A 23,759-nucleotide genomic window follows, 5' to 3' on the forward strand; every position below is an offset into this window, starting at 1 on the left:
TCAATCATCCATGTTGCGAGTGGGCTTAACGATGAGAATATCTTGGATAGCAACCTGCCGATGACGCTCGCGGGTCGCGACTGCACCGTAGACAAGCGCATTGCTGGTATGTTCCGTCGCATCCCCGACGAATCGGTACGAGACATCATAAAGCCGCCACCCAAACGCGATCAGGATCGGGTTCAGAATGATTTGCCCCGAACGATATGTGATCCAAAACATCCAGCCCAGGAAGATGAGAAAGCCTACGAATTTCCCTGTCTCTTGATAGTCGATGCTCATAAAAGACACGACGTACGGCAATGTGTAGTTCATGAGATCGGCCGGCACGTGCTTCACTTCTGTCAGTTGAATTTCGTGCTTCGGCTGGACGAGCGTCAGGGCAACCAGTGTGACGATGAAACACAGAATGCAGGCCCCAAAAATTCCAAGTGCAAAGCCCGGGTTATTCAGCGGCAGCGAGCATCCCTGCTCCCAGAACTTCCAACATATTGCTTGATTCAGGCGCTTGTAATCGACGTTCTGCGCAAGCAGAATAAGGCTAAGGGGCAGGTACGAACCGACGAAGATGAATATCGCGCTAATCAGGCGAAGTTGCATACGGCACCCTCCTCATTTCTTCCGCAATAAAACCGGGTGTTCTGGCCCTTTCCTGTAGCGCATGGGGCATTTTCGCGCCAATATTGCATTAACGTCGATTGATTCATCCTATCCGATGGCTGGTCAAGGGCACGTCCAGTGTCGCCAGTGGTGGCATGGGGGTCGGGATTGTGTTGCGTTGCGAAAAAGAGCATTGGGGGATTTGCAAGGACGGCATGCAGGCGGCACGTGACATTGAGGGCAGCTTTGAGAATGCTGATGATCTGCTTTGGCAGGCTGTCTCTGGCCGACTTCCACAAGCCGGCGACATCCGCATCCGAAAATCGGGAAGAATTGGTCCTCTGATTGAACTGGCCATGGCTCGCCGCCTCTTGCCAGACGCATATCGAGCCGTGGCGTTCGAAGCGCGTTTCGTCGGGATGGTGGATCAAGCACTGGATCACGGCACCATTACCGGTAACGGGATTAATGACGTCGCGGGCGTTTTCCCCCTGTTCCGTCACGACCCTCAATCCGACGATCAGTCTCTCTGGGATCAATGGGCCAAACGCGCGGAGAATGCCGCAGCCGCGCGCAATATTCCGCGAAGACTTGTTGAAGGTCTTCTTGGTGCGCTGGGGGAGCTCCAAGACAACGTCTATACCCATAGCGGCCGGATTGACACCGGGCTTGCCGCCTATGCAGTAAGTGGCGATGCGTTTGAGTTTGTTGTTGCCGATGCTGGAAGGGGTGTTCTGGCAAGCCTCAGACAAAACGCCGAGTTCACACAACTTGAGCATTCTGGCCAAGCGCTGCGTGAAGCCATATCCGACGGCGCCTCGAGGTTCGGGCGCCAATCGGGACATGGCTATGGGATCGGTCAGCTTTTTCGTGCGCTGGCGCATGAGAACGGTGACCTACGCTTTCGTAGCGGGGATCATGTCCTCACGCTTAGTGGTGACAACTTGAGCCCGAATGGCAAGCTGAGCATTGTCAAAAAAGCTGATCTGCCCGGCTTCATCATTTCGGTTCGGTGCTACACCTTTCGTGCGCTGAACAAACCGCATCGGCTTTGACGGCTCTTGCATCGCCATTTCCATCGCCATGCGTATGACCTTGACGTTGTGAGCCAGAAGCTCGTCGAGGGGTGCCCCCACTTCCGTCGGTGACGGCGCCCAGTGCAAGCGCCCTGCCTCGTTGAGGTACGCGCGGCGCCGGCGCTGCGTTCGTGAAAACGATTGGGTTTCAAGGAGCGTTACTCGGCGGAACGCTTGCGTCAGCTGCGGCAGGATGTGGAGCCCGCCGCGGACGACCATATCGAGCGGCCGGCCAACCCGGCGTGCAAGCAACATCAGCTGCGAAGTATGGAAGGTGATGCGTTCGCCGCGGCCACAGCCGGTCGCGAATTCAAAGGCAACCACGCCGATCTCAGGGCGTTCCCGGATAAGCTCGGCCCAGCGCTTATAGTCGTGCTCGGTACGCGCATTCACATGGAGCGCCGCGGGCAGACCCGCCGCGGCAAATTCGCTCCAAACCATAAAAATGCGCTTCATGGCGTGGAGATTGTCTGTTCTTGGTACGTCAGTGAGAACGCTGTAGTTCGGCGCCGTCACCATCGTGATTCCAAGTTTGCGAAGTTGCGCTACTAGCACAGGGCGGTTGTCTAATTCCCACCAGCGCTCGATGATGGGGTCCTTGTCCACCCCGCTCACGATTATCGCAGCCTCGGCTGGCACCAGAAATCGCGCCGATAGTTCGTCCCGTGTGCGAACATGCAACTGTCCCCTTCCCAAATCGACAAGTTCGCAGAGGGGGATGGCCACGACCGCCTCGTTTAGCGGTATGGATCGGCTGTATTTGTGATGAATGAGCGGCACGACGGGCGGCAGGCTAGGTAGCGGCAGTTCTTCAAGACGTGGCAATGTGCCCAGGTCGAGACCGTCGATTTCGCGCATCCGCGCAACGAAATGGGTCGGATTGAAGCGGCAAACCATGTCGCACTTCGTCTTGTCAGTGCAGGTGCACAGGTCATGGCAGTCGAGAAATATCCCGGCTTCCGTGTGCAGGCCGCCGCAGATGCCGAAGTCTTTGCATCCGCGGCAGCCCAATGCTGGCGTATGAACGGCTGGATCATCCCAAAGTCGCTGTGGCTGCCGAAATATGCGTGACGGTTCATGGGCAGGACGTACGCTCATCTAAAATTTACCTCCGCCGTATCGCCAAAAAGGCCAACATGCGTCACGCGAGCCTCGATGAAGCCCTTGCCCGCTATGACGGCCGCAGAAATTTCACTGTTGGGGTTGCGAATACGGCCGACCGGGTGGAGCCCCATTGTCACCGCAAATTCATCACTGCCGCGTTCAACGATGCAGGTATCGCCAAGGTTGAGACGTGTGCCGGGAGCCAGCTCCACCGTAACGCTGTGGCTAGTCTCCGTGATCGAAAGGTCGAACAGCGTCGGTCTCTTTAGACGATCAAGGCCGCCATTCCAGCGCTTTTTCCACGGCTTGCCGGTATTGCTGCGTATGTAATCAAGACCCATCAGCCAACCTCCAACAGCGGCATAAAGTTCTTCGTCTTGCCAATTCGACGTTCAACAACAAGGCCCTTTGCCGCTAGCGACGCAAGGCGGTTGTTCCAGGCAGTAGGTTTAATTCCCCCATCTTCACCAAGCGCTGCGAGCTGAGGCGCGGTTGCTTCTCCAAGGCGTTTGATATGTTCAAAGGTCGCACGAAGGACGGGCTCAAGCTCACCCACCAGCTTGATGTCAGCCAGAGCACCAGCGTGATCGCGGGTGCATGACCAAAAAACGTCGCCTCGTTGCCGCGCAAAGAAATCCAGCTCCTCAACGACCGGGGCGCCTAGGTTCACGAGCACGGGATAAAGGTTCGCCTGGCCACTTCGGGCAAAGTCGCGAAAACCGACGACGCATTCACGCAGAAATGAGGACGTGGCCACTTCGATGCCGGCAAAGTCGAGAAAGACGATCTCGCCGCTCGCTTCAGGCTGGACTGCCGCGATGAGATCGGACAACACCTTCCGACCAGCCAAGCTGCCCGTCAGTATGCTTCTCTTGCCAGCTAAATCGAACACTGAAATCAACACATTCACTTCCTTCATTTTCAAAAATGAAAATAGTGAGGCGATGTGAGGACGTCAAGAGGGTCATTAAAGAAGTCTTAAAGGCCCTCCAAGCGGTCCGTCTGAAAGGATTGGATGTCCGGTCTGGCGTCCAACGTGTCCATAATAATCGGACCGGGGGAGGAGCCTAAGATGCTGGAAGAACGCCCCGTTTCGCTTGGAGGCTGCAATCAGCAAGCCGACGAAATCATTACTACGATATAGGCGGTTAAGCCGCTGTTCTCTCGGATGTAGCTTAGTTGTCCTCGATACACGGCCGGATGCCAATGTCCAAAGGATTAGGACACACTGATCGCGGCTTTCTAGAATATCAGGGACCCAGACGGACTCAGAGATAAGGCACTATTCGCGCCAGTTGGCGTTGTCGAAGCGCCCAGCGAGGTGATGACGCAACGCCTACTCGGCTGGCGGCAATGCTGGGCTGAAACCCAAATCAATAAGGCGGCGCCGCTCTTCTTCACTTCGACCGGGCGGCAATCTCACTGTTACCGCCAGATCATGGAGATCCATGTCGGCCAGAGCCCGCAGCAGAGCTGGCGTCAGTGTCTTCGAGTCGTCGAGCTGGACCGAAAGCACCTCACCATCCTGAACTGGCTTGGCGGGCGACAAATTCATTTGAGGATTGTTCCGCGGTAAACTCACACAGAACGGCTCAAGCAGGTGCTCAAGGTTGGGTGTACCTGTATCGCCGCGACGCCCGATCGCTGCTGCGCCGGCGGCTTGCAACGCGTCTCGCGTCGATTCTAAGGTTTCTTCATAGCGGACGAAGGAAATGAACGTCCTTTGCCATCTATCTAAGCCTTTTCCCGTTAGCCATTCCGGTTCCGGATCGGATATCAGCAGTGCCGATGCATTCAGTCGCAAGAGCTCCATGGTTTGTCCAAGGATTTGTCGGCTCCACTTCGCATTGGCAGGCGCGATAGAGGCGAGATTGATCAAGCGTTCTTTTCGCGCCGACTTAGCGATGGCAGGTCGCGCAGAAACACCGAACGGCAATAGGAGCAGCGTATCGATCCCGTGCTGGATAAAGAAATCCGCAATTTCATCGCTGACTTTAGAACCATGAATCAGCGCAACCGTCACATCGGCTCGAACCCGATTAAGCTCCCCAGCAATTGCCTTGAGTGCATGGACCTCTCGATCACCGGGCGATCGCGATGGTATAAGCGCTATCCACTTTCGGGATATGGCGGTCTCGTTGCCTTGGAAGTATAACGGTAGCGGCGTCTCCAATGGCAATGACTGGGTTTGATCCAGCAGTGTGTAGCCGAGGCGCTCTGCGCTGGCTCTTTCTTCGTCAGTTACCCCCGACGAAGACGATTGCCTTCCAGCGCGCACTGAGGCAGCCGGTTCGAACACGAAGACATGCGCGTCGACGCCTTCGAGCTTCTCACGGATCATTTTGGAGACGCGGCCCCAATCCAACCCACCATTGCCGCAGCCAAGCGCTGGGAGCCCGATGGAGACCGGTCCCAAGGTGTCGAGATAAGACCGCAGATCATCCAAGCCCGTCTCGATGTCTCCATATCGAGACGGCTCACGCCAATGTCGCTTCGTTGGGAAATTGATGATCCAGTCACCAGAAAGGGATTTCCAGACGTGCATTTTCCCGGGCCGAACTTCGCCGTTCTTGCAGTCGCGTTGGTAGTCCCGGAACATCGCAGGATAACGCTGCTTGAACGCAAGAGCAACGCCGGCTCCCATCACACCGACGCAGTTGACGGTGTTGACGCGAATGTCGACGGAAACGTCGAATATATCGCCTTCTACGAATTCAAGCATGATCAACCGCTATTTTAGAGAGTAGAAAGACACCGTGCGTACAACTGATCCGCCGCAGGCTGATTCCACCACTGCTCGACAAGTGACATAGCGTCTGCCTTTCCCAATGCAAACAGCATGTCCAGCTCATCCTTGTCATCCACGACATCAACGATTTGGCTTTCATCCCTGTTGCGGCCAAGTACGTCGCCAACCAGATCATGATAACATACAAGCTTAAGCAATGTTTTCGCCGTCGCCGGTTTGATGACGCCGATCTTCTCGGTCAAAATATCAGCCATCATGGGCATTGCGCCGACGGGATGATTTGGATCGACCCTTTGTAATCCTCCATTTGCTGCCCAGCGCGACCGGGGCCCCTTGCCGATATCGTGGAGATAGGCTGCAAGTTCGACCAGCTTTCTAGGCCGATCATCCAGCGCTAAATATTCGGGCGAGGCGACCAGGCGCTGCACGACATCCAGCGTGTGGACGTCCACGGTGTGCTTGTGCATGCCGTTGGCCGATTGTAGCCCAACCAGCTCAGCGGTTTGCGGCAAACAAGCAAAATCCTGGCGCAACATGTCACGGAGAGCGGTTATGTTCTTGAAGGGCGCCGTTGCGGAATGGTTGCCTGCATTTTTGACGACATAATCGCATGCGGCTGCATATATGGATGCAATCTCGCGCGGTCCGGTCACGGCGCTGGATCGGCTTTTATTGGCGAAATCCTTGAACCAATGGCGACGCTCTGGCCTTTCGAACTCGATTGGCGGGAATGGCCGCCCGTTCACGGTTTGCTCAACTCGCTCTTTCATTCCTTCGTTCCAGACAACGCACCTTGTAGCCGCTGTCACCGGCACCTGACCGTGAATCAGCACCTCCGCCATACGTCGGTGGTGGTGATCATCGCTTTCTTTCCCCCATTTTAGGCTGTCGATCGCAGACCAGTCCAACTGATCAAGTTGTGCAGGATCCGAGTAAAATTGCGGAGGCACCGCGGTATTTGCTGACGCATTGGTGAACACGGCATTCGCACCGTCGAGCAACCCAATCGGGAACTCAAAATAGAGGATCTCGTATTGATCGACGTTCTTCGCATTGATCACACTTAGGAGCATTGGGCTGCACGACCCGAAGTAAAATGGCACGTAGTCATGGACACAGCCGCCCGGAGGGCACTGGACAGCCATGGTGGCGCGCCGCGCTTGTATTCCAACAGCAGCGATGGAGCGGTGCTTCTTCGGAAATAAAGGGTGGTTGGTTGCAAGGAACCCGTTTTGCAATAGCCCGCCTAGATTATCGATATGGGAAAAGTGATAAAAGTAGCGATGCGCATGCTGAGCAGGTATCGGCAAATTAACCCCCATCGTCCTTGCACTTTTAACGATATATAGGAGTTGCAGTTCGCTTTCGCTAGGGTTTTCAAACGGGCGGAACACCAGCCTCATCGATCCCTCACATGCCCGTCGTCAGCGGGGTGGTGGGCCGTGTCGAGCGCGCCGTATGCCGGCACGCAGTCACTGCCTTAGTTGCGAAAATTCAAAGCCTTTGCCTGTATGCTTGGTCGTAAAGTTGGTCGGTCGCGGCTGCTGGCTCTCTTCTGAGTTCATCTGGCGGGTGGCGGGACCTTTTCTTTATAGTTTCTGCGGGACTGGGAGGAAGTCGATGTAGAATTCTTGAGACATGTATGCTTGATCTCAATAAGGCCGCGTTGGGAATGATTGTGGGGGAACGTGTGGGGCTTTATGAACGATGGTGCGATGCCACTAGGGTAGACGATAAACGCAAGCGTTATTGGACCTATACCGAGAGGGACGGCGGCCGCGATGAAATCCGCGACGACCTCACCGAGATCATTCGCTCGCATTACGACCGGCTGGAGCGCATTGCCGACGACGTAAGGCGGCTCGGCTACGAGGTCGCTGCTACGATTCTCAGGGAGGCGATGCCGCAAACGCCTAAGGGCCGCTCGGGCGATCTCGGCGAGATTCTCGCGACCGAATTGGTGGAGGAGGAGATCGGCCTGCGAGTTCCTGTTCGCCGCCTTCGCTACAAGGATGGCCGCAACATGGCCATGCGTGGCGATGACTTCATCGGCGCCGGGTACGACGAGGCTGGCGAAAAACTCTGGCTCCTGAAAGGTGAAGCCAAGAGCAACGAGAAACTCGGCAAGGCCACCGTTACGACCGCCCGCAAGGTGCTCGACCGAGACAACGGGCGCTGCACGCCAGATTCCTTACTGTTCGTCGCCAATCGTCTGCTGGACAGCAACGACCCGGACGACAACGCGCTGGGCCGCAGCCTCCGTGACGAGGTGGGCCTGAAGTCTCTCCGCGCCGATCGCATCGACCATATGCTTTTCACTGTTTCGGGCAATGGCCCGCACGCTTCGCTGAAGGAGGACCTCGACGCCACTGGGACCAACCGAGACCACTACGTGGTGAACATCCACGTCGAAGATCACCAGGACTTCATCGCGGCGATGTACCAGGAGGCGGAAGACCTTGGAGACGATTGACGAGCTGACCACGTTCCTAGAAGCCGCAACCGTCGACGGCATCCTCGGGCGCCTGCTCTATCGCGGCGCAGCCTGGTCGCTAATGCGCGAGGAAGGCGTGTTGCCGGCGAATGTGCCGCCGCTCGGTGTGACGATCGAGACCGATCTTGCAGAACACGGTTTTGCCCTGCTTCGAGGTGCGATGGCGCTGCGCGCTCAGGCTGGTCCGTCGGAATTGACCAGCAAGGCGTTCGAGCGCGCCGCCAATGCCTTCGAAGCCCTGGTACGCAACGGCGATCCGGGGGCGACCGATCGCGGTTTCCGCCGGACGATCGCCGCCGCTGCCTATCATCTGGCCGGATTCTCGGCCGTTGCCTATTCGCTCTTTAATGAGACTGTGGACGACCTCAATGTATCGCCGGGCGAGGCGGCAATCAGGCATCTGATCCTGCGCGATCTCGGCCAAATGCGTGCCTTCGTTCGTGATTGGTTGGATGATGCGGCCCACGGAGATGAGCAGATCGCCGAGGCGCTGACAGGCGAAGACCCCGACATAGACGAGGTTCTGTCGACCATCCTCAACGCGACGATCTGTCGGGCTCTCGCCCATTTTGATTTCGCGCTTGAGACAGGTGAACCCGAGCCGATTGAGAACGCACGGGCATTGCTTCGGACCGCCGTCAGTCTGGCGGACAACGCCGAGAATGTTCCGCTGTGGTGGATCTCAAACATCTCCCGCCATCTCATCGACGATCTCTGGCAGCATTCGCTGCACCAGAACCTGCCGACCGAGCCTCCAGAAGGAACAGAGGAGAGATACCCAGATCTGCGCCGAATGTTCATCTCGTCCCTTTTCGCCCGCAAGACATCAGAGGTAGAGCTATGGCCATCACAGCGCGAAGCCGCCCGGCGTTCCACGGACGTCACTGACGATTTGGTCGTCGCTTTGCCGACCAGCGCCGGCAAGACACGGGTGGCTGAGATCGCCGCGTTGATGACCCTGTCATCGGCTCGGCGAGTCTTGATCGTTACGCCGCTACGTGCCCTGTCGGCGCAGACCGAGCGATCGTTCAGAAAGACATTTGCGCCGCTCGGATTCAGCGTCTCCTCGCTTTACGGCGCCAGCGGCCTCTCGGCTGGCGATGAAGATGCGTTGCGCGCCCGTGAGATCATCATCGCAACGCCCGAGAAGCTCGATTTCGCGTTGAGGAGCGACCCATCGCTTATCGACGATGTCGGCTTGATCGTCCTGGACGAAGGACACATGATCGGCCCGAGCGAGCGCGAAATCCGCTACGAGACGCTCGTGCAACGCTTGCTCCGGCGCGCGGACGCGGGCGGACGACGAATCGTCTGTCTCTCCGCCATCTTGCCGAGTGGCGATGAACTTGACGATCTAACCGCATGGATACGCTCAGACGAACCGGGCGGACCGGTTCGGTCAGACTGGCGCCCCACGCGCCAGCGGTTCGGCGCCCTAACCTGGCGGGGCAAAAACGCGCTGCTGCGGCTGGACCTTGATGAGAACGGTCCCTTTCTCGACAAATTCGTTGCAGAAAAGCCTCCGCTCGGGAGAGAGAAGAATCCCTATCCGCGCCAGAACTCGCATCTCACTCTATTCGCAGCATGGGAGTTCGCAGGCCAAGGCAAGCGAACCTTGATCTTTTCCACCCAGGCGAATTGGGTAGAGAGCTATGGCAAACAAGTCGTGGACCTCTGCAAGCGCGGTTATCTTCAGTCTCTTCTGGAGGATGAAGCGTCGATCGCGCGCGCCTTGGAGGTCGGAAAGGAATGGCTGGGTGAGGATCATCCCGCCGTTGCCTGCCTGAAAGTCGGCGTTGCCATTCACCATGGCCGGTTGCCGAGTCCATTCCTGCGTGAGCTGGAGTCACTGCTGTCTGAGGGGGCGCTGAAGGTAATCGTCGCATCACCGACGCTGTCGCAAGGCCTCAACCTGAACGCCGCCGTTCTGTTGGTGCCGACGTTGTATCGGGCGTCCGAAAGGATCAAAGGAGAGGAGTTCGCGAATGTCGCAGGTCGCGCCGGCCGCGCCTTCGTGGATGTCGAAGGCCTCATCGTTCACGTCATGTTCGACAAGGTTGATTGGCGAAAGAAGGAGTGGCGAAAGCTCGTTGCTTCAGCCAAAGCCCGCACGCTCAAGAGCGGCCTTATCCAAATCGTCGCTGAGATTCTAGAGCGCCTGTCCCGAGAAGGGATTCTTGATCGCGAGGATGCCTGGGAATATCTCGCCAATGCCCGTGAAGCTTGGAGATCGCCCGACGAGGAGGCCTCCTTGGCAGAGCGCCTGGCTGCTTCGAGACAAAACGACGCCGACGTAGTCGACGTCGACAGTGATGATGACGAGGAGGAGGAGACGATTGAAGAAGAGCCGCTTTCTCAGATCGTTGAACGCCTCGATGCAACCGTATTTGGCCTGATAGAAGCACTCGACTCCGATAGCGCCGACCTGCCTATACTCTTGGATGAGGCGCTGAAAGGATCGCTCTGGGCTCGCCAGATCGCCCGCGAGGACGAGGAAGTCGCTCCGCTGCACAAGAAGGTTTTGGAAACACGCGCCGCCCTCATCTGGAAGACCACAACGGTGCCTGCCAGGCGGGGACATTTCGCTATGGGCGTCGGGCTTGAAGCCGGTCTTGCCATCGATGCCATGGCTGATGTGCTGGCCGAACTTCTTGACCGAGCCGATGCGGCGGCGCTGGCGGGCAACATCGACATCCTCGTCGATGCCCTTGGTGGACTAGGCGAGCGCGTGCTATTCATGAGGCCATTCATTCCTAGTAAGGCAAACGCGCTCCCGGCGAACTGGAAAGCTGTCCTACGCAGTTGGGTGGCTGGCGAGGATGTTGCCTCGATAGGACCGCAGAATATGCGCGTCGTGGAAGAGGCTTTCATGTATAGATTGGTCTGGGCGCTGGAAGCTGTGCGCACCCGCCGCATGTCGCTCGGTTGGTCGCCGGAAACCGTAGCCGGGGGCGCCGCAGCATCCGTCGAAACTGGTGTCCCGCAACTCATGATGTCGATGTTGATCCGCGCTGGCCTTCCATCGCGGCGTGCGGCCATGGCAGCGATCGAGGATGCCAAGCCGGTCTTTGTCACTCCGGCCGAGATGCGAGTCTGGCTCGAATCCGACGAAATCACGGCTTACACCGACGCCGGCAACTGGCCGACGCCTGAGACGGCCGCACTTTGGGCTCGTTTCCGAACGGAAGCACTGAGTGGCGGCATCCAGAAATGGTCGGTCGAGCACTACAGTCGTCTGCTCGACATCGCGGCCGCACCGCCTGCCGGTCTCTATCGGATCAACACCGATGACGGTGATGGGCGGACCTGGCTGACCACCCCTGACTATCAGCGGATCGCTGCGTTCAAGAAACCGGCAGTCGATCCCAAGCCCAGCCTCTTTTCAGGCCGGTTGCCGGGAAACACGAGACTGGTGGAGGCGTTGCGTATTGGACGAGGTAAACTGCGCTGGCCGAAGGCGGATGCCTGATGGGGGCGGTTGTCATGTCTTGTCTTTTGGGGTGCTGATCGTCAGCGCACGCTCACTTCGATGGGGGAGGGCGCGGCGTGCTGTGACGGCAGCGACTTGCTCACGGTAGTCTTGGCTTTGAATAAGGAAACAGGGCATGGCGGCTAACCTTCATAGCCTACTCGGCACCCTGCTGCAGGGGATGACTCATGCCCAGTTGAGCGAGGAGCCGTCACGGATTGCCGGACTGGTTGTCCCAAACGAGGAGGGCCTCTCGAAGCGGCAGCGAGTCGACCTGGCCCTGTCGAGCCTTTCAGAGGTGCAACTAGCGCAGTTCGCGCTGAAATTCGCTGCCGACCATGGAGACGTCGCCCTCGACGAGGCCGGCCGAAAGGTACTCGAGGCCGGCGAGCCGCCCCTGTCCCAAATCACACGGCGAGACGTTGCACGCGCCCTCGGAGACGATCTCGCGGGCGAGCGTGGCACGGTGGAGATCGTCGGACGCTACTTCCCTCTCTCCTCGCCCATCGACGACTTCCTTGGTAGCAGCGGTCGAAGCTTGCGGGACCAGATCGCTCGGCACATGGATCAAAACCCTGGCGACTGGACGGTGGAGCATCTGTTCTTTGAAATTGGCGCGTTCGACTGCTCCAGAGCGCGGTTCGCCGCATTGCTCGAAGAAGCCGTTCATCCCCTCTCGCGGTCAGGAGACGAGCAGCTTCAGACGATCGCTGCCCTTAACAAGATTCTTGAACGCGACGGATACGAGCTGGCGCAGGACAGCGAACTCTCCGGCCACCCGATCTTCGGGTTTCGTGCCATCGCGCGGGGGGGGTGGCGGCCGGCCCAAAAACTTGATCTTTGCCTCGCGGGGGTTGAAGCCAGAGATCGGTTTTGCCGACTGTTGGTTTCCACGCGGAAGTGAGCCGGTTTTTCCACCGAGAAGTGAGCCACCTCTAAGTATGGTTTTCTGATCAGGGTTTGGTCAAGGGATTGGTTTTTTCTCCTCTCTTCTGTGCTGCGGCGGCCGAACTGGCCTTGAAGCGGAAGCTGTCGTTGCCGGTTTCCAGGATATGACAACGATGGGTCAGGCGGTCGAGTAGAGCAGTCGTCATCTTGGCGTCGCCGAAGACCGTTGCCCATTCGCTGAAGCTAAGGTTGGTGGTGATCACGACGCTGGTGCGCTCGTAGAGCTTGCTCAGCAGGTGGAAGAGCAGCGCTCCGCCTGAGGGACTGAACGGAAGGTATCCGAGCTCATCAAGGATCAGCAGATCGAGACGTACCAGCGCCTCAGCGATCTGGCCTGCCTTGCCTTTAGCCTTCTCCTGCTCCAGCGCATTGACCAGTTCGATGGTCGAGAAGAAGCGGACCTTGCGGCGATGATGCTCGATCGCCTGGACACCGAGGGCTGTCGCCACGTGGGTTTTGCCTGTACCCGGTCCGCCGACAAGCACGATATTCTGCGCCCCGTCGATGAACTCGCATTTGTGCAATTGGCGCACCGTCGCTTCGTTTATCTCGCTTGCGGCGAAGTCGTATCCGGAGATGTCCTTGTAGGCTGGAAAGCGGGCGGCCTTCATATGATAGGCGATTGACCGGACCTCACGCTCGGCCATCTCGGCCTTCAGCAACTGAGACAGAATCGGTACGGCTGTATCGAAGGCTGGCGCTCCCTGCTCGATCAAGTCCGTGATGGCTTGGGCCATACCATACATCTTCAGGCTGCGCAGCATGATGACGACGGCGGCACTGGCAGGATCATGACGCATGACGGCCTCCCACGATACGGACGCGCAAGCCATCATAGCGTTCGACATTGGCTTTAGGTTCACGAGCCAAGGTCAGCGCTTGGGGTGTATCGATGTCAGGACCATCGGTCGTCTTACCGTCAGTCAACCGATGCAGCAGATTCAGCACATGCGTTTTGGTTGCCACGCCTTGATCCAGAGCCAGTTCCACAGCCCTGAGGACGACCTGTTCGTCGTGATGAAGGACAAGGGCAAGGATATCGGCCATCTCACGATCACCGCCGTGACGGCGAAGCATCTGATCTTGCAACTGTCTGAAGGCCAGTGGCAATTCCAGAAAGGGTGCACCATTGCGCAGGGCACCGGGCTTGCGCTGGATGACGGCAAGGTAATGTCGCCAGTCGTAAATCGTTCGCGGCGGCTTGTGGTGGCTCCGCTCAATGACCCGCTCATGCTCGCACAGGACATTGCCCTCGGCCACAACGACCAGTCTCTCGGGAAAAACCCGCAGGCTGATGGGCCGGTTCGCAAACGATGCTGGTACGCTGTAACGATTACGCTCGAAGGTGATCAGGCATGTCGGCGAGACGCGCTTGCTCTGCTCGACGAAGCCGTCAAACTTGGCGGGGAGCGACATCAATGCTGCCCGCTCATCAACCAAGGCATTCGCGATCGTGCCGGATAAGGTGCCATGCGCCGTCTCCCGCCACAGGTCCTGGCAATGCTGTTCCAGCCAGGCATTCAACTCCGCCAAATTTGGGAAGTCCGGCATCCGTTGCCACAGTCGCGAGCGAGCATCCTGGACGTTCTTCTCGACCTGCCCCTTCTCCCAGCCTGCCGCCGGATTGCAGAACTCAGGCGCAAAGACATAATGGTTCGTCATTGCCAGGAAGCGGATGTTGACCTGCCGTTCCTTGCCCCGGCCTACGCGATCGACCGCCGTCTTCATGTTATCGTATATGCCGCGGCCAGGTACGCCGCCGAAGACCCGGAAGCCGTGCCAGTGGGCATCGAAGAGCATCTCGTGCGTTTGCAGCAAGTAGGCCCTGACCAGAAAAGCCCGACTGTGCGACAACTTGATATGGGCGACCTGAAGCTTCGTGCGCTCGCCGGCGATCACAGCATAGTCTTCACTCCAATCGAATTGGAATGCTTCGCTTGGGCGGAAAGATAACGGAACGAATATGCCACGGCCCACCGTCTGCTGCTCAGCCCGCCACTCACGGGCAAAAGCGGCGACCCGACCATAAGAGCCAGTAAAGCCGAGCGCCACCAGATCAGCATGAACCTGCTTCAGCGTTCGGCGCTGCTTGCGCGATCGCCCGGCCTCTGTCTTCAGCCAGGCCGCAAGCTTGTCGGCAAAAGGATCAAGCTTGCTCGGTCGTTCCGGTACCGTGAACGTCGGCTCGATCGTACCAGCGCTCAAATACTTCGCGATCGTGTTGCGTGACAGCCCGGTGCGCCGGCTGATCTCGCGGATCGACTGCTTCTCGCGCAGCGCCATCCGACGGATGATATTTAAAAGTCCCATGTGGATCACTCCGTTGCCCCCGTCGCTCACCGCGTTGGGGGAAGGTTCACATGGCTCAATTCTCAATGGAAATTATGCGCCTAACCGGCTCACTTCTGCGTGGAAACCAACACCATAGGTCTCGATCAGGTCCTTTGTGTCCTCGGCTAGCCCTTCCATCGCCGTCTGTCGTTTGTCGAGCTTCGACTTCAACGCGAGCACATCCTTAAGGAGGGCGCGGCGGTGTTTGCCGACGTAGCGGAATGGCAGATCGCCCCGGTCCATGCGCAAGACGACGAGCGGACGGGAGATACCGAGAATGGCTGAAATTTCGCTCGGGCTCAGTTCCTGGTCCTCGGCCAGCACGGCAACGCGCTCTCCGCGCAGCATGTGCGCCAGAAGGGCTTCAACAGCCGCGGCGGCCGATTGCGGGATCGGGAGCTTCCGCTCTTTGCCACCTGCATCACGAACGTGGAGTTCCAGCCTGTCGCCGGCAACCAACTTTGGTAAGGGCGTTGCTATTTTTCGGTCGCGATCTGACAGTCTCGCGAAGTGAACAATCTGGCTGACCATGGCGATATCTCCTTGGCCGTCAATATAGCGAACAAGACCCCTAACTGCAATAACTGAAAGCACCAGTTGGCCACAATCGTGGTGATGGGAGCCAAAAATCTGGCGTGAAAATTGCTTGATGAGGGGAGATGTAAGTGGGAGACCGCATTGTCCGTACACACGACCACTCATGCAGTTGCAAGGAAGCCACGGCGCGTTTTGGACGCAGCAGTGGCTCCAGAGAGATGTCTGCGAACCACGCGGCACTCGTGGTTGTCCGTGGCAGCCGTGGCGTGAGCATGTCAAAATCTTCAACTGATCTGACGATCCTTGTCATTGACGAGAATGCCATTCGGGCCTCGATCATCGAAGAAGGGCTGAACGAAGCCGGGCATCTGAATGTCCGGGTGATCCATGAGATGCAGGGTGTCGCGCGGCTGATCGAGACGATGGATCCTGATGTCATCATCATCGACATCGAGAACCCCAATCGTGACATGATGGAGCATATGTTCCAGCTCACCCGGATGATTTCGCGGCCGATTGCCATGTTTGTCGATCGCTCGGATACTGCCGCCATTGAGGCTGCCGTCGATGCCGGCGTATCGGCCTATGTGGTCGATGGGCTGAAGAAAGAGCGTATCAAGTCGATCCTCGACATGGCGGTGAGCCGCTTCAATGCCTTCAGCCGCCTTCAACGCGAACTGGTCGAGGCGCGCAATGCGCTCGAGGAGCGCAAGGTCATCGAGCGCGCCAAGGGCATCCTGATGAAAATGCGGGGCTTGAGCGAGGAGCAGGCTTTCGCTCTGCTTCGACAGACCGCCATGAATGAGAAGAAGAAGCTGGCCGACATCGCCCAGAGCGTCGTGACGGCCGCAGGACTGCTGCTGTGAGCGCGGCGTGGATCGGAGAATGCTGGTGAGCGAGATGGTTTCAACCCAATCCGGCGATACTGTCATCCATGCGCCCGTGAGTGTGCGTGGCAAGGAGCAGAGAACGCTAAGGGCAGGGTACATCCCGTTGATGGATGCCTCGATCCTGATCGTCGCGGCAGAGCTTGGCTTTGCTGAAAGGGAGGGACTGCGCCTCGAGCTGGTCAGGGACGTTACCTGGGCGAATGTCCGCGACCGGCTTGCCTTCCGCCAGTTTGACATTGCCCACATGCTCTCGCCGATGCCCGTCGCATCCATGCTCGGGCTTGGCTCCAATCCCTCGCCGACGATCGCGCCCTTTTCCCTCGGTCGCGGCGGAAATGCCATAACCTTGTCCGCCCGAATCTTCGAACGGATGAAGACTTTGACGGGGCTGGCAGATGATGCCGATGCCTTGGCCAATGCCAGGGCGCTGGCGGCCTTGCTCGCCGACATGCGAACGCGGGGCGAACCGGTGCCCACACTCGGGATGACCTATCCCTTCTCCTCGCATAATTACGAGTTCCGCTACTGGCTGGCAGCGGGCGGCATCGATCCTGATCGGGACGTGAAGCTGGTGGTGGTTCCGCCACCGCTGACTTCGGATGCGCTCGCGGCCGGCGCGATCGATGGCTTCTGCGTCGGGGCGCCCTGGAACATGATTGCGTCGGAACGGGGCACGGGGCGCATCGTGGCTGCCAAGCAGGATATCTGGCCTCTGGCACCTGAAAAGGTGCTCGGCATGCGCCCCGACTGGGCCGATGCCAATGCCGATACGGTCTCCCGTCTGATCGTCGCGCTCGATCGGGCGGCGCGCTGGTGCGATGACCCCGATCACCACAACGAGCTTGCCGAGATCCTGAGTGCGCCGGAATACATCGCGGCGCCCACGAGCATCATTCGCCGCGTTTTAAGTGGCGAGTTCAGTCTCGATGCGCAGGGGACAAAACGGGTCGTCCCGGATTATTTCCTCTTCCATCGCGGGGCCGCCAATCATCCGCGGCCAGATCAGGCAAGCTGGATCTATAGCCAGATGCTTCGCTGGGGTCAGGCAGACTTCAGTGATGAAGGCATGATGCATGCGCGGAGCGCTTTCCGGCCTGACCTCTACATCACAGCGTTGGGGCAGGATGCCGCCATACCGGATGCGGCGAGCGAAAAGGCGTCCGGTGGCTATGATGGCTTCATGGATGGCAACCACTTCGATCCAGATGATGTGGAGGCTTACGTCGAGCGATTTCCGGTCCGATCAAGCTTGTCGTCGAGCCCGAGGACGGTCGATAGCTGATGCGCTGCGGTGCACAAACCTGAGGCATTTGCACGAAAAGCCAGGCCCTCGAACGAGCAGGCTGATCTTGTGACCGTCGAGAGGCGGTCGCACCTGCCCTTGAAACAGCGCTTGTTTTTCGGACGCTTAACCGTCGCCAGGTGAAACTGGCACGGCCTTTGCTTCACTCTCTATGTCCACGGTCAACGGCGATCGCGGGACGGATGAGCGCCTCAGAGGCGCAGATAACCATCAGACAATGACGTCGCAGGCTTCTTGCTGTCCGGCTCCTCCCGCCAGGACCCCGCAGGAAAGCACGCGGCGTTTTTTTCGTTTCCGGATCTCCGTCAACAGACAAAGAGGGGCAAACAGCTATGACCAAGACCACAGCAACGAGCATCAGCCGGCGTCAGATTCTCAAGATCGGCTCTGCCGCAGCACTGGCAAGTGCTGCCCGCCTTGCGTTTCCGTCGGGCGCTTTCGCCGCAACCGCCGGGCCTGAAGTGACCGGTGTGAAGCTCGGCTATATCGCGCTCACCGATGCCGCACCGCTCATCATCGCGCAGGAAAAGGGGCTGTTTGCGAAATATGGCCTCACCGAAGTGGAAGTTCTCAAACAGGCTTCCTGGGGAGCCACCCGCGACAATCTCGTGCTTGGCGGTGAAGCGAACGGCATCGACGGCGCCCATATCCTGACCCCGATGCCCTACCTGATTTCGACCGGCAAGGTTACCCAGAACAACGTGCCGGTGCCGATGTCGATCATTGCCCGCCTCAATCTCGATAGCCAGGGCATTTCCGTTGCCCAGGAATATGCCGAGACCGGCGTGCAGCTCGACGCCTCCAAGCTCAAGGAGGCCTTCGCCGCCAAGAAGGCAGCAGGGAGCGAAGTCAAGGTCGCCATGACCTTCCCAGGCGGCACCCATGACCTCTGGCTCCGCTACTGGCTGGCCGCAGGCGGCATCGATCCGGACAAGGATGTATCCACCATCGTCGTGCCGCCGCCGCAGATGGTTGCGAATATGAAGGTCGGCAACATGGACGCCTTCTGTGTTGGCGAGCCTTGGAACGAGCAGCTCGTCAACCAGGGCATCGGCTTTACCGCCTGCACCACCGGCGAGCTTTGGAAGGGCCATCCGGAAAAGGCCCTCGGCCTGCGCACCGACTGGATCGAAAAGAACCCGAACGCCGCAAAGGCGCTGATGATGGCGGTGATGGAAGCCCAGATCTGGGCCGACAGCATGGACAATAAGGAAGAGATGTCGACGATCCTCGGCAAGCGCCAGTGGTTCAATGTGCCTCCGAAGGATGTCGCCGGCCGCCTCAAGGGTACGATCAACTACGGCAATGGCCGTCTCGCCGAGAACACCGGGCTCGAGATGAAGTTCTGGAAGGACCACGCGTCCTATCCTTTCAAGAGCCACGACGCCTGGTTCCTGACCGAGAACATCCGCTGGGGCAAGTTCGCACCCGACACCGACGTCAAGGCGTTGGTCGACAAGGTCAACCGCGAAGACATCTGGCGCGCGGCAGCCGCTGATCTCGGCATTGCTGCCGCCGACATCCCGGCCTCGAGCTCGCGCGGTCCAGAAACCTTCTTCGACGGCAAGGTCTTCGATCCGGAAAACCCGAAGGCCTATCTCGACAGCCTGACGATCAAGACCGGAGCCTGATTTCATAGTCTCCCCCGCGGGGGAGGCTGTGGCCACGCATGGCCGGATGAGGGGAGCGACGCTCGGCGCATTTGCCTCCCCTCATCGCTGGCTACACACCAACCGCCCAAGAGGATCAAACCATGACCGCAACCGCCCGCAAGGCCCACACAGAGGCGACGGCCTCGTCTGTGAACAGGACCGGCACCGTCGTCGTGATGGCGCAACGTCCTGCTCGCGGGATCGATATGCGCAAAATGCTGGCACTTGTCTGTCGCAACATCCTGCCGCCGTTGGTGGTGCTCTTCGCGTTGCTTGCCATATGGCAGCTCGCCTGTTCCCAGCCCGGTGCCACCCTGCCGTCGCCGACCCAGGTCTGGGCTGACAGCTATGACCTCATCGCCTATCCTTTCTTTGACTTTGGCTCGCAGGATATCGGGCTTGCCTGGCGCGTTCTCGTCTCGCTCGAGCGCGTCGCAATCGGCTTTGGCCTCGCGGCCATCGTCGGAGTGTTTCTTGGCGCGGTCGTCGGTCAGTCGGTTTGGGCCATGCGCGGTCTCGACCCGATCTTCCAGATCCTGCGCACGGTACCGCCGCTCGCCTGGCTGCCATTGTCGCTCGCGGCCTTCCAGAATTCCAATCCGTCCGCGATCTTCGTGATCTTCATCACCTCGATCTGGCCCGTGATCATCAACACCGCCGTCGGCGTGCGCAACATTCCGGACGACTATCGCAATATCGCCCGCGTGCTGCGCCTAAACCCGATGGAGTTCTTCATCCGCATCATGGTGCCGGCCGCCGCCCCTTACATCTTTACCGGTCTTCGCATCGGCATTGGCCTGTCCTGGCTTGCCATCGTTGCCGCGGAAATGCTGACCGGCGGTGTCGGCATCGGCTTCTTCATCTGGGATGCGTGGAATTCCTCGCGTCTCTCCGACATCATCGTGGCGCTCGCTTACATCGGCGTGACCGGCTTTGTCCTCGACAAGCTCGTCGCGCTCCTCGGCAACGTCATCACCTGCGGCACCGCGAAGAACTGAGGAGAGCGACCATGACCGCCTATCTCAAGATCGACCACATCGACAAAAGCTTCGAACGTGGCGGCACGAAGACCGAAGTCCTGAAAGATGTCAGCCTCAACATCGGCAAGGGTGAATTCGTCTCGATCATTGGCCATTCCGGCTGTGGCAAGTCCACACTGCTCAACCTGATCGCGGGCCTGACGCGGGTTTCCGCAGGCGCCGTCCTCCTTGAAAATGTCGAGGTCAACGAGCCCGGTCCCGAACGCGCCGTCGTCTTCCAGAACCACTCGCTGCTGCCCTGGCTGACGGTCTACGAAAACGTCAATCTGGCCGTTTCCAAGGTCTTTGCCGGCAAGAAAACGCGAGCGGAGAAGCATGAATGGGTCATGCGAAATCTCGATCTCGTGCAGATGGCGCATGCCAAGGACAAGCGTCCGGCGGAAATCTCCGGTGGCATGAAGCAGCGTGTCGGCATTGCCCGGGCGCTTGCCATGGAGCCAAAGATTCTGTTGCTCGACGAGCCCTTCGGAGCTCTCGATGCTCTTACCCGCGCCCACCTGCAGGATGCGGTGATGGAGATCCACGCCCGCCTCGGCAACACGATGATCATGATCACCCATGATGTCGACGAGGCGGTGCTCTTGTCCGACCGCATCGTGATGATGACCAATGGCCCCGCCGCCCGCATCGGCGAAGTGCTTGACGTGCCGATCCCACGGGTGCGCGATCGCATCGCGCTCGCCGCTGACCGCACCTACCTCAAATCCCGCGAAGCCGTGTTGAAGTTCCTCTACGAACGCCACCGCTTTGTCGAAGCCGCGGAGTAACATCAATGGCTGAAAAACTCGTCATCATCGGAAATGGCATGGCGCCCGGCCGTATGCTGGAAGAACTGTTTGAAAAAGCACCCGGCCATTTCGACGTCACGATCTTCAATGCGGAACCGCGCGTCAATTACGACCGCATCATGCTGTCACCGGTACTATCAGGCGAAAAGGCATATGAAGACATCGTCATCCACAATGACGACTGGTACGCCGCCCATGGGGTGACCCTCTACAAGGGCGCCAGGGTCACAGAGATCGACCGCCATGCGAAGACGGTCACCTCGGCGAATGGCATCAGCGTCGCTTACGACAAGCTTGTCATTGCGACAGGCTCGCTGCCCTTCATCATCCCTGTGCCTGGCCATCAACTGCCCGGCGTGTTGCCGTATCGTGATCTCGACGACGTCGACGCCATGCTGAGGATCGCTGAAGGCAAGGGGAGGGCGATCGTCATCGGCGCCGGCCTTCTGGGTCTGGAAGCCGCTTATGGACTGAAGCAGCAGGGTATGGATGTCACGGTCATCCACCTGATGCCGACGATCATGGAACGCCAGCTCGACCCGGCCGCCGCCTATCTCCTCGAAAAGGCGCTTACCGAACGCGGCATCGACATCATCACCAAGGCCAATACCAAGCAGATCCTGGGCACCGAAAAGGTAGAGGGCATCGAGCTGGAAGATGGCCGCGTGATTGCAGGCGACATGGTGATCATGGCGGTCGGCATTCGCCCGGCATCGAGCCTCGCCAAGGAGGCTGGCATCGCCGTCAACCGCGGCATCGTCGTCGACGATGGCATGATGACCTCGGACCCCAATGTCTTTGCGCTTGGCGAATGCGCCGAACATCGCGGAACCTGCTACGGCCTCGTCGCACCGCTCTATGAAGCCGCCCGGGTCCTCGCCGACCGCCTAACCGGCGGCACCAGCGAATATCATGGCTCGGTCGTCAACACGAAACTTAAGGTCACCGGCATCAATCTGTTCTCCGCCGGCGACTTCGCAGAAGCGCCGGACCGCGAGGAAATCGTGCTGCGCGATGCCGCGGCTGGCATCTACAAGCGCCTTGTGCTGAAAGACAACAAGATCCTCGGCGCCGTGCTCTACGGCGAAACGGGAGATGGCTCCTGGTTCTTTGACCTGATGAAGCGCGGAACCGATATCTCGCAGATGCGCGACACCCTGATCTTCGGCCAGTCCTATCAGGGGGGCACTCCGCTGGACCCTATGGCGGCCGTTGCAGCCTTGCCGGATGATGCAGAAATCTGCGGCTGCAACGGCGTCTGCAAGGGGAAGATCACAGCGACGATCTCCTCCAAGGGCCTGACCTCGCTCGATGACGTGCGCGCCCATACCAAGGCATCCGCGTCCTGCGGCTCCTGCACAGGACTGGTCGAACAGTTGATGGCCCTGACGCTGGGCGACGGCTATAATCCCGCCGCCGTCACGCCGATGTGCTCCTGCACCGAACTTGGCCATGACGATGTGCGCCGTCTGATCAAGGCCAAGGGGCTGAAGACCATTCCCGCCGTCATGCAGGAACTGGAATGGAAGACCTCTTGCGGCTGCGCCAAATGCCGCCCGGCGCTCAACTACTATCTCGTCTCGGATTGGCCGGACGAATATGCCGACGATTATCAGTCGCGCTACATCAACGAGCGTGTCCACGCCAACATTCAAAAGGATGGCACATATTCCGTCGTGCCCCGTATGTGGGGTGGTGTCACCAATGCCGCCGAGCTTCGTGCCATCGCCGACGTCGTCGACAAGTTCGAAATCCCCATGGTCAAGGTGACTGGCGGCCAGCGCATCGACCTGCTCGGTATCGAGAAGGAAGACCTGCCCGCTGTCTGGGCCGATCTCGGCAAGGCAGGCTTTGTCTCAGGCCAGGCTTACGCAAAGGGCCTGCGCACCGTGAAGACCTGTGTAGGCTCCGACTGGTGCCGGTTCGGCACGCAGGATTCGACCGGCCTTGGCATCCGCATCGAGAAATTCATGTGGGGTTCCTGGACACCGGCCAAGCTGAAGCTCGCCGTATCCGGCTGCCCGCGCAACTGTGCCGAAGCGACCTGCAAGGATATCGGCGTCATCTGCGTTGACAGTGGCTTCGAGATCCATTTCGCCGGTGCCGCCGGCCTCGATATCAAAGGCACCGATGTTCTGGGCCTCGTGAAGTCCGAGGACGAGGCGCTGGAGCATATCGTGGCACTCACCCAGATGTATCGCGAGCAGGGGCGCTATCTCGAGCGCATCTACAAATGGGCGAAACGCATCGGCCATGACGAAATCCGCCGTCAGATCATGGAGGATGCCGACAAGCGCCGTTCCTACTACGACCGCTTCGTTTTCAGTCAGAAATTCGCCCAGGTCGACCCCTGGTCCGAGCGCGTCTCCGGCAAGGACAAGCATGAGTTCAAGCCTATGGCGACCATCAACTACAATCAGGCTGCGGAGTGAGGCGATGAACGGAAACTGGATCGCAATCGGCACCATTGACGATATCCCGCTACGTGGCGCGCGCTGCGTGAAGACCCCCCAAGGCAAGATCGGTGTGTTCCGCACAGCCGAGAACGAAGTCTTCGCCATCGAGGATCACTGCCCCCACAAGGGCGGTCCGCTCACGCAGGGGATTGTCCATGGCAAGGCGGTGACCTGCCCACTGCACAACTGGGTCATCTCGCTGGAAACCGGCCGCGCGCTCGGGGCTGATGAAGGCGAGGTCAAGACCATCCCCGTCCGCAACATTGACGGTCATCTCTCCATCATGCTCGACAGCATGCTGGTCGCGGCCGAGTAACTGGGA

At 59.0% G+C, this 23,759-nt stretch carries 21 protein-coding genes; 11 read left to right on the top strand and 10 right to left on the bottom strand.

Annotated elements, in window-relative coordinates:
• The 3 genes from DFO46_RS17405 to DFO46_RS17415 are packed head-to-tail and all read right to left on the bottom strand — an operon-like array spanning position 1 to position 2,573.
• Positions 1-600, bottom strand: a complete 600-nt coding sequence (locus DFO46_RS17405) for a hypothetical protein (RefSeq protein WP_120278360.1) — start codon at positions 598-600, stop codon at positions 1-3.
• A complete protein-coding gene (locus DFO46_RS17410) occupies positions 585-1,484 on the bottom strand; it encodes a hypothetical protein (protein WP_120278361.1) in 900 nt (299 codons plus the stop codon). Before DFO46_RS17410 ends, DFO46_RS17405 begins: the two co-directional genes overlap by 16 nt.
• A gap of 12 nt (positions 1,485-1,496) precedes the next feature.
• Positions 1,497-2,573: a DUF4417 domain-containing protein gene (locus DFO46_RS17415; RefSeq protein ID WP_120278362.1), complete on the bottom strand. Its 1,077-nt coding sequence runs from the start codon at positions 2,571-2,573 to the stop codon at positions 1,497-1,499.
• A gap of 36 nt (positions 2,574-2,609) precedes the next feature.
• On the opposite strand from DFO46_RS17415, the gene DFO46_RS23950 reads away from it, so the two are divergent.
• Positions 2,610-2,747 carry a hypothetical protein gene (locus DFO46_RS23950; protein ID WP_183041949.1) on the top strand — a complete coding sequence of 46 codons (138 nt, stop codon included), beginning with the start codon at positions 2,610-2,612 and terminating at the stop codon, positions 2,745-2,747.
• 23 nt (positions 2,748-2,770) lie between these two features.
• Here DFO46_RS23950 and DFO46_RS17420 read toward each other — a convergent pair whose 3' ends face one another.
• The 4 genes from DFO46_RS17420 to DFO46_RS17435 form a co-directional block, all read right to left on the bottom strand.
• Positions 2,771-3,121, bottom strand: a complete 351-nt coding sequence (locus DFO46_RS17420) for a hypothetical protein (RefSeq protein ID WP_120278363.1) — start codon at positions 3,119-3,121, stop codon at positions 2,771-2,773.
• Entirely contained in the window at positions 3,121-3,684 is a 564-nt protein-coding gene (locus tag DFO46_RS17425; RefSeq protein ID WP_245422634.1) for a DUF4325 domain-containing protein, read from the bottom strand. Before DFO46_RS17425 ends, DFO46_RS17420 begins: the two co-directional genes overlap by 1 nt.
• Positions 3,685-4,116: 432 nt before the next feature.
• A complete protein-coding gene (locus tag DFO46_RS17430) occupies positions 4,117-5,502 on the bottom strand; it encodes a macro domain-containing protein (protein ID WP_147412779.1) in 1,386 nt (461 codons plus the stop codon).
• 14 nt (positions 5,503-5,516) lie between these two features.
• Positions 5,517-6,932 (bottom strand): DUF4433 domain-containing protein, encoded by a 1,416-nt coding sequence (locus tag DFO46_RS17435; protein WP_120278366.1) that lies wholly within the window; start codon positions 6,930-6,932, stop codon positions 5,517-5,519.
• A gap of 287 nt (positions 6,933-7,219) precedes the next feature.
• Here DFO46_RS17435 and DFO46_RS17440 point away from each other — a divergent pair, with 287 nt between their 5' ends.
• From DFO46_RS17440 to DFO46_RS17450, 3 genes are all read left to right on the top strand, one after another.
• On the top strand, positions 7,220-8,002 hold the full coding sequence (locus tag DFO46_RS17440; protein ID WP_120278615.1) for a DUF1837 domain-containing protein: 783 nt from the start codon (positions 7,220-7,222) through the stop codon (positions 8,000-8,002).
• Positions 7,989-11,492 carry a DEAD/DEAH box helicase gene (locus DFO46_RS17445; protein ID WP_120278367.1) on the top strand — a complete coding sequence of 1,168 codons (3,504 nt, stop codon included), beginning with the start codon at positions 7,989-7,991 and terminating at the stop codon, positions 11,490-11,492. The genes DFO46_RS17440 and DFO46_RS17445 overlap by 14 nt, the downstream gene beginning before the upstream one ends.
• A 136-nt stretch (positions 11,493-11,628) precedes the next feature.
• Complete coding sequence (locus DFO46_RS17450) at positions 11,629-12,396, top strand: hypothetical protein (RefSeq protein WP_245422636.1); 768 nt, start codon at positions 11,629-11,631, stop codon at positions 12,394-12,396.
• Between the two features lie 49 nt (positions 12,397-12,445).
• On the opposite strand, the gene istB is transcribed toward DFO46_RS17450, so the two are convergent.
• The 3 genes from istB to DFO46_RS17465 all read right to left on the bottom strand — a co-directional run bounded on the left by istB (position 12,446) and on the right by DFO46_RS17465 (position 15,302).
• Entirely contained in the window at positions 12,446-13,240 is a 795-nt protein-coding gene (gene istB, locus DFO46_RS17455; protein WP_120278368.1) for an IS21-like element helper ATPase IstB, read from the bottom strand.
• Positions 13,230-14,750, bottom strand: a complete 1,521-nt coding sequence (istA, locus tag DFO46_RS17460) for an IS21 family transposase (protein ID WP_120278369.1) — start codon at positions 14,748-14,750, stop codon at positions 13,230-13,232. The genes istB and istA overlap by 11 nt, the downstream gene beginning before the upstream one ends.
• A gap of 72 nt (positions 14,751-14,822) precedes the next feature.
• A complete protein-coding gene (locus tag DFO46_RS17465) occupies positions 14,823-15,302 on the bottom strand; it encodes a DNA-binding protein (protein ID WP_120278370.1) in 480 nt (159 codons plus the stop codon).
• Positions 15,303-15,580: 278 nt separating this feature from the next.
• Between DFO46_RS17465 and DFO46_RS17470 the strand changes: the two genes are divergently transcribed.
• The 7 genes from DFO46_RS17470 to nirD all read left to right on the top strand — a co-directional run bounded on the left by DFO46_RS17470 (position 15,581) and on the right by nirD (position 23,753).
• Complete coding sequence (locus DFO46_RS17470) at positions 15,581-16,174, top strand: ANTAR domain-containing response regulator (RefSeq protein WP_120278616.1); 594 nt, start codon at positions 15,581-15,583, stop codon at positions 16,172-16,174.
• Between the two features lie 34 nt (positions 16,175-16,208).
• Entirely contained in the window at positions 16,209-17,480 is a 1,272-nt protein-coding gene (locus DFO46_RS17475) for a CmpA/NrtA family ABC transporter substrate-binding protein (RefSeq protein ID WP_120278617.1), read from the top strand.
• A gap of 353 nt (positions 17,481-17,833) precedes the next feature.
• Entirely contained in the window at positions 17,834-19,132 is a 1,299-nt protein-coding gene (locus tag DFO46_RS17480; protein WP_120278371.1) for a CmpA/NrtA family ABC transporter substrate-binding protein, read from the top strand.
• A gap of 122 nt (positions 19,133-19,254) precedes the next feature.
• Positions 19,255-20,151, top strand: coding sequence for a nitrate ABC transporter permease (ntrB, locus tag DFO46_RS17485; RefSeq protein ID WP_120278372.1), 897 nt, complete (start codon positions 19,255-19,257; stop codon positions 20,149-20,151).
• Between the two features lie 11 nt (positions 20,152-20,162).
• On the top strand, positions 20,163-20,960 hold the full coding sequence (locus DFO46_RS17490; RefSeq protein ID WP_120278373.1) for an ABC transporter ATP-binding protein: 798 nt from the start codon (positions 20,163-20,165) through the stop codon (positions 20,958-20,960).
• A gap of 5 nt (positions 20,961-20,965) precedes the next feature.
• On the top strand, positions 20,966-23,413 hold the full coding sequence (gene nirB, locus DFO46_RS17495; protein ID WP_120278374.1) for a nitrite reductase large subunit NirB: 2,448 nt from the start codon (positions 20,966-20,968) through the stop codon (positions 23,411-23,413).
• Positions 23,414-23,417: 4 nt separating this feature from the next.
• Complete coding sequence (gene nirD / locus DFO46_RS17500; protein WP_102019279.1) at positions 23,418-23,753, top strand: nitrite reductase small subunit NirD; 336 nt, start codon at positions 23,418-23,420, stop codon at positions 23,751-23,753.
• The last annotated feature ends 6 nt before the right edge of the window (positions 23,754-23,759 follow it).

The organism is Rhizobium sp. AG855 (genome assembly GCF_003610655.1).
Taxonomy (GTDB): Bacteria; Pseudomonadota; Alphaproteobacteria; order Rhizobiales; family Rhizobiaceae; genus Allorhizobium; species Allorhizobium wuzhouense.

Coding starts and splice junctions, on each gene's coding strand:
- istB (WP_120278368.1), bottom strand. CDS start 13,240: ATGCGTCATGATCCTGCCAGTGCCGCCGTCGTCATCATGCTGCGCAGC.
- istA (WP_120278369.1), bottom strand. CDS start 14,750: ATGGGACTTTTAAATATCATCCGTCGGATGGCGCTGCGCGAGAAGCAG.
- DFO46_RS17420 (WP_120278363.1), bottom strand. CDS start 3,121: ATGGGTCTTGATTACATACGCAGCAATACCGGCAAGCCGTGGAAAAAG.
- DFO46_RS17475 (WP_120278617.1), top strand. CDS start 16,209: ATGGTTTCAACCCAATCCGGCGATACTGTCATCCATGCGCCCGTGAGT.
- DFO46_RS17450 (WP_245422636.1), top strand. CDS start 11,629: ATGGCGGCTAACCTTCATAGCCTACTCGGCACCCTGCTGCAGGGGATG.
- nirB (WP_120278374.1), top strand. CDS start 20,966: ATGGCTGAAAAACTCGTCATCATCGGAAATGGCATGGCGCCCGGCCGT.
- DFO46_RS17490 (WP_120278373.1), top strand. CDS start 20,163: ATGACCGCCTATCTCAAGATCGACCACATCGACAAAAGCTTCGAACGT.
- DFO46_RS17405 (WP_120278360.1), bottom strand. CDS start 600: ATGCAACTTCGCCTGATTAGCGCGATATTCATCTTCGTCGGTTCGTAC.
- nirD (WP_102019279.1), top strand. CDS start 23,418: ATGAACGGAAACTGGATCGCAATCGGCACCATTGACGATATCCCGCTA.
- ntrB (WP_120278372.1), top strand. CDS start 19,255: ATGACCGCAACCGCCCGCAAGGCCCACACAGAGGCGACGGCCTCGTCT.
- DFO46_RS17470 (WP_120278616.1), top strand. CDS start 15,581: ATGTCAAAATCTTCAACTGATCTGACGATCCTTGTCATTGACGAGAAT.
- DFO46_RS17415 (WP_120278362.1), bottom strand. CDS start 2,573: ATGGTTTGCCGCTTCAATCCGACCCATTTCGTTGCGCGGATGCGCGAA.
- DFO46_RS17465 (WP_120278370.1), bottom strand. CDS start 15,302: ATGGTCAGCCAGATTGTTCACTTCGCGAGACTGTCAGATCGCGACCGA.
- DFO46_RS17435 (WP_120278366.1), bottom strand. CDS start 6,932: ATGAGGCTGGTGTTCCGCCCGTTTGAAAACCCTAGCGAAAGCGAACTG.
- DFO46_RS17410 (WP_120278361.1), bottom strand. CDS start 1,484: ATGCGCCAGCGCACGAAAAAGCTGACCGATCCCATAGCCATGTCCCGA.
- DFO46_RS17430 (WP_147412779.1), bottom strand. CDS start 5,502: ATGCTTGAATTCGTAGAAGGCGATATATTCGACGTTTCCGTCGACATT.
- DFO46_RS23950 (WP_183041949.1), top strand. CDS start 2,610: ATGGCAGTCGAGAAATATCCCGGCTTCCGTGTGCAGGCCGCCGCAGAT.
- DFO46_RS17480 (WP_120278371.1), top strand. CDS start 17,834: ATGACCAAGACCACAGCAACGAGCATCAGCCGGCGTCAGATTCTCAAG.